The sequence below is a fragment of the Streptomyces sp. W16 genome (genome assembly GCF_033194735.1).
Classification (GTDB): Bacteria; Actinomycetota; Actinomycetes; order Streptomycetales; family Streptomycetaceae; genus Streptomyces.
This window is the reverse complement of record NZ_JAWOAI010000689.1, coordinates 1-4,333: the sequence shown is the minus strand read 5'-3', so window position 1 is coordinate 4,333 and position 4,333 is coordinate 1. Positions and strand designations below refer to the sequence as shown.

Here is a 4,333-nt window from a genome sequence, read left to right as displayed (position 1 = left end):
GGCCCGCGTGACGGTCGCCGCGGCGGCCTCCCGGCACGCGACGGTCATCGAGGTGCGCGCGCACGACGCCCCCGGACTGCTGCACCGCATCGGCCGGGCGCTGGACGAGGCGAAGGTCCGGGTCCGCAGCATGCACGTCAGCACCCTGGGCTCGAACGCGGTGGACGCCTTCTACGTCACCGGCGCGGAGGGCACGCCCCTGCCGGGGGAGGAGGCCACGGCCGTGGCGCGGAAACTGGAGGAGACGCTGCGGGCATGACCTCTGGGGCATGTTGCACGTTGACCCGATGCTCCCCGCTGTCGCGGGGGTGGTCCGCTGCGCGGCAACGGGCGGCACTCTGAGGCCGCCTGCTCCTCGCAGGCGCGGGGTTTTGCTCGTCCCCGCCCGTTGAACCCACCGGGCGGGGACGATTGTCTTGCGCGGCCGGATACCCTGGAAGACGCCCACACTGCCCCCGACTCCGAGGACCGACTCCGCCGTGTTCGATACTCTCTCCGATCGCCTTTCAGCGACCTTTAAGAACTTGCGCGGCAAGGGGCGCTTGAGCGAAGCGGACATCGACGCCACGGCGCGCGAAATCCGCATCGCGCTCCTCGAAGCCGACGTTGCCCTGCCCGTCGTCCGTACGTTCATCAAGAACGTCAAGGAGCGTGCCCTCGGCGCCGACCTCAACAGGGCGCTGAACAACCCGGCCCAGCAGGTCGTGAAGATCGTCAACGAGGAACTCGTCACGATCCTCGGCGGCGAGACCCGGCGCCTGCGCTTCGCCAAGAACCCGCCGACCGTGATCATGCTCGCGGGTCTGCAGGGTGCCGGTAAGACGACCCTCGCGGGCAAGCTCGGCAAGTGGCTCAAGGACCAGGGGCACTCGCCGCTGCTCGTCGCCGCCGACCTCCAGCGCCCCAACGCGGTGAACCAGCTGAGCGTCGTCGCCGAGCGCGCCGGAGTCGCGGTCTACGCGCCCGAGCCGGGCAACGGCGTCGGGGACCCGGTCAAGGTAGCCAAGGACTCCATCGAGTTCGCGAAGTCCAAGGTCCACGACATCGTGATCGTGGACACCGCGGGCCGCCTCGGCATCGACCAGGAACTGATGCAGCAGGCCGCGGACATCCGCGACGCCGTCTCGCCCGACGAGATCCTGTTCGTCGTCGACGCGATGATCGGCCAGGACGCGGTCAACACCGCCGAGTCCTTCCGCGACGGCGTCGGCTTCGACGGCGTGGTGCTCTCCAAGCTCGACGGCGACGCCCGCGGTGGTGCGGCCCTGTCGATCGCCTCCGTCACCGGCAAGCCGATCATGTTCGCGTCGAACGGCGAGAAGCTCGACGACTTCGACGCCTTCCACCCGGACCGGATGGCCTCCCGCATCCTCGACATGGGTGACCTGCTCACCCTGATCGAGCAGGCGGAGAAGACGTTCAGCCAAGAAGAGGCCGAGAAGATGGCCTCCAAGCTGGCGTCCAAGAAGGGCCAGGACTTCACCCTCGACGACTTCCTGTCCCAGATGGAACAGGTCAGGAAGATGGGCAGCATCAGCAAGCTGCTCGGCATGCTCCCCGGCATGGGCCAGATCAAGGACCAGATCAACAACCTGGACGAGCGCGACGTCGACCGCACGGCCGCCATCATCAAGTCGATGACCCCGGGCGAGCGCGCCGAGCCGACCATCATCAACGGCTCGCGCCGCGCCCGTATCGCCAAGGGCTCCGGCGTCGAGGTCAGCGCCGTCAAGGGCCTGGTCGAGCGGTTCTTCGAGGCCCGCAAGATGATGTCCCGCATGGCCCAGGGCGGCGGAATGCCCGGCATGCCGGGGATGCCGGGCATGGGCGGCGGCCCCGGCCGCACCAAGAAGCAGCCCAAGCAGGCCAAGGGCAAGCAGCGCTCCGGCAACCCGATGAAGCGCAAGCAGCAGGAGCTGGAGGAGGCGCAGCGCCGCGAGGCGGGTGCGCAGGGAGGCAACCCGCTCGGGCTGCCCCAGCAGGGCGCCCAGGACTTCGAGCTCCCGGACGAGTTCAAGAAGTTCATGGGCTGAGCTTCGGCAAGTCCATGCACTGAGTTCACCCTCTGCACATGCCAAGGGTTGGTCCATGTCGTAACGTCCCGATATGACCAACCCTGCGCCGCCGCGCAAGTCGCCCGATCAGCCCTGGCGTACGGAAGGCACCCCGGACGAGCCCCCGAAGCCGTCGCCGGGTGGGAAGAAGATGCGCGGCGGCTGGTGGAGTCTGATCCTCACCGCGCTGGTCGTGTACCTCGTCGCGAACCTCATCCTCTCCTTCTTCAATGAGGGCGACGAGCCGACGATCTCCTACACGGAGTTCAGCAAGCAGGTCGACGCGGGCAACGTCACCAAGATCTACGCCAAGGGCAACGCGATCCAGGGCCAGCTCAAGAAGGGCCAGGACAACCCGGACGGCGGCGGCAAGTACACCAAGTTCGACACCGAGCGGCCGACCTTCGCGGACGACCAGCTCTGGGAGGACCTGACCAAGCACAACGTCACGGTCACGGCGGAACCGGTCGTACAGCACCGTAGTTTTCTGGCCAATCTCCTGATCTCGCTGGCCCCGATGCTGCTCCTGGTCGTCCTGTGGCTCTTCATCGCGCGGCGGATGAGCTCGGGGCTCGGCGGCGCGGGCGGCATGCTCGGCCGCAAGGCCCCGCCGAAACCGGTCGAGCTGGAGCCGGGCAAGCAGCGCACGACCTTCGAGGACGTCGCCGGCATCGACGAGGTCGAGGGCGAACTGAACGACGTCGTCGACTTCCTCAAGAACCCCGACGAGTACCGCAGGATGGGCGCCAAGATGCCCCGGGGCGTGCTGCTCGCGGGCCCGCCCGGCACCGGCAAGACGCTGCTCGCGCGAGCGGTCGCGGGGGAGGCGGGGGTGCCGTTCTTCTCGGCCTCGGCCTCCGAGTTCATCGAGATGATCGTCGGTGTCGGCGCCTCACGCGTGCGTGAACTGTTCGCGGAGGCCCGCAAGGTGGCCCCCTCGATCATCTTCATCGACGAGATCGACACCATTGGCCGGGCCCGCGGCGGCGGCAGCGGCATGGGCGGTCACGACGAGCGCGAGCAGACCCTGAACCAGATCCTCACCGAGATGGACGGCTTCTCCGGCTCCGAGGGCGTCATCGTCATCGCCGCGACCAACCGCGCGGACGTCCTGGACCCGGCCCTGACCCGCCCCGGCCGCTTCGACCGGGTGGTCATGGTCTCGCCGCCCGACCGGGGTGGCCGCGAGGCGATCCTGGAGATCCACACCCGCGAGATCCCGCTCGCGAAGGACGTGAACCTCGCCCAGGTCGCCCGTACGACCCCGGGCATGACCGGCGCCGAACTCGCCAACCTCGCCAACGAGGCCGCCCTCCTCGCCGTCAAGCGCAAGCAGGACCAGGTCACCCAGTCCGACCTTTCGGAAGCCCTGGAGAAGGTCCAACTGGGCGCCGAACGCCCGCTGGTGATGCCCGAGGAGGAGCGCCGGCGCACCGCCTACCACGAGAGCGGCCACGCCCTCCTCGGCATGCTCCAGCCCGGCGCCGACCCGGTCCGCAAGATCACCATCGTCCCGCGCGGGAGGGCACTCGGCGTCACCCTCTCCACGCCGGACGCGGACAAGTACGCGTACACCGAGGAGTACCTGCGCGGCCGGATCATCGGCGCCCTCGGCGGCATGGCCGCGGAACAGGTCGTCTACGGGGTGATCACGACCGGCGCCGAGAACGACCTCGAACAGGTCACCAACATCGCGCGCGGCATGGTCGCCCGCTGGGGCATGAGCGAGCGCGTCGGCCGCCTCTCCGCCCTCCCCAGCGACGCCCAGCAGGCCTACGGCCTCGCAGCGGCCCCGGGGACCCTCGACGTGATCGACCACGAGATGCGCCGCATCGTCGACGAGTGCTACGACGAGGCCCTCCGCAAACTCCGCGACCACCGCGGCCAGTTGGACTCGCTCGCCGAAGCCCTCCTGGAGAACGAGACCCTGGAGGAGACGGACGCGTACCGCATCGCGGGCGTCACCCGCCTCTTCAAGGAAGAGCCGTAGTCATCCTCAGGTCGTACGCGCGATCAGATACCGGAAGACGTTCGGCATCCACACCGTGCCGTCCTGCCGCCGATACGGATGCAACGCCTCCGCCAACTCCTTCTCCACCTGCACCTGATCCGTCGCGACGATCGCCGAGTCGAAGAGCCCCGTCGACAGCAGCCCTCGTACGGCGCTCTCGACGTCGGCGTACCCGAAGGGGCAGGCCACCCGGCCCGAGCCGTCCGGCCTGAGGCCCGCGCGATGGGCGACCTCCTCCAGGTCGTCGCGCAGGACCGGGCGCGGGCTG

3 protein-coding genes and 1 pseudogene are annotated in these 4,333 nt (G+C 69.1%); 3 read left to right on the top strand and 1 reads right to left on the bottom strand.

Annotation, left to right across the window (positions count from 1 at the left end):
* The 3 genes from R6V09_RS47175 to ftsH form a co-directional block, all read left to right on the top strand.
* Positions 1–259 (top strand): ACT domain-containing protein (locus R6V09_RS47175; protein WP_317887616.1); only part of this gene is annotated, 259 nt, incomplete at its 5' end.
* A gap of 220 nt (positions 260–479) precedes the next feature.
* On the top strand, positions 480–2,033 hold the full coding sequence (gene ffh, locus R6V09_RS47170; RefSeq protein WP_317887615.1) for a signal recognition particle protein: 1,554 nt from the start codon (positions 480–482) through the stop codon (positions 2,031–2,033).
* Between the two features lie 73 nt (positions 2,034–2,106).
* Positions 2,107–4,044, top strand: coding sequence for an ATP-dependent zinc metalloprotease FtsH (gene ftsH / locus R6V09_RS47165; protein WP_317887614.1), 1,938 nt, complete (start codon positions 2,107–2,109; stop codon positions 4,042–4,044).
* 6 nt (positions 4,045–4,050) lie between these two features.
* On the opposite strand, the pseudogene R6V09_RS47160 reads toward ftsH, so the two are convergent.
* Positions 4,051–4,333 (bottom strand): annotated as a pseudogene (locus tag R6V09_RS47160) (SAM-dependent methyltransferase); the annotation flags it as partial.

Excerpts from the sequence above, each read along its gene's own strand:
- ftsH (WP_317887614.1), top strand. The coding sequence starts at position 2,107 with ATGACCAACCCTGCGCCGCCGCGCAAGTCGCCCGATCAGCCCTGGCGT.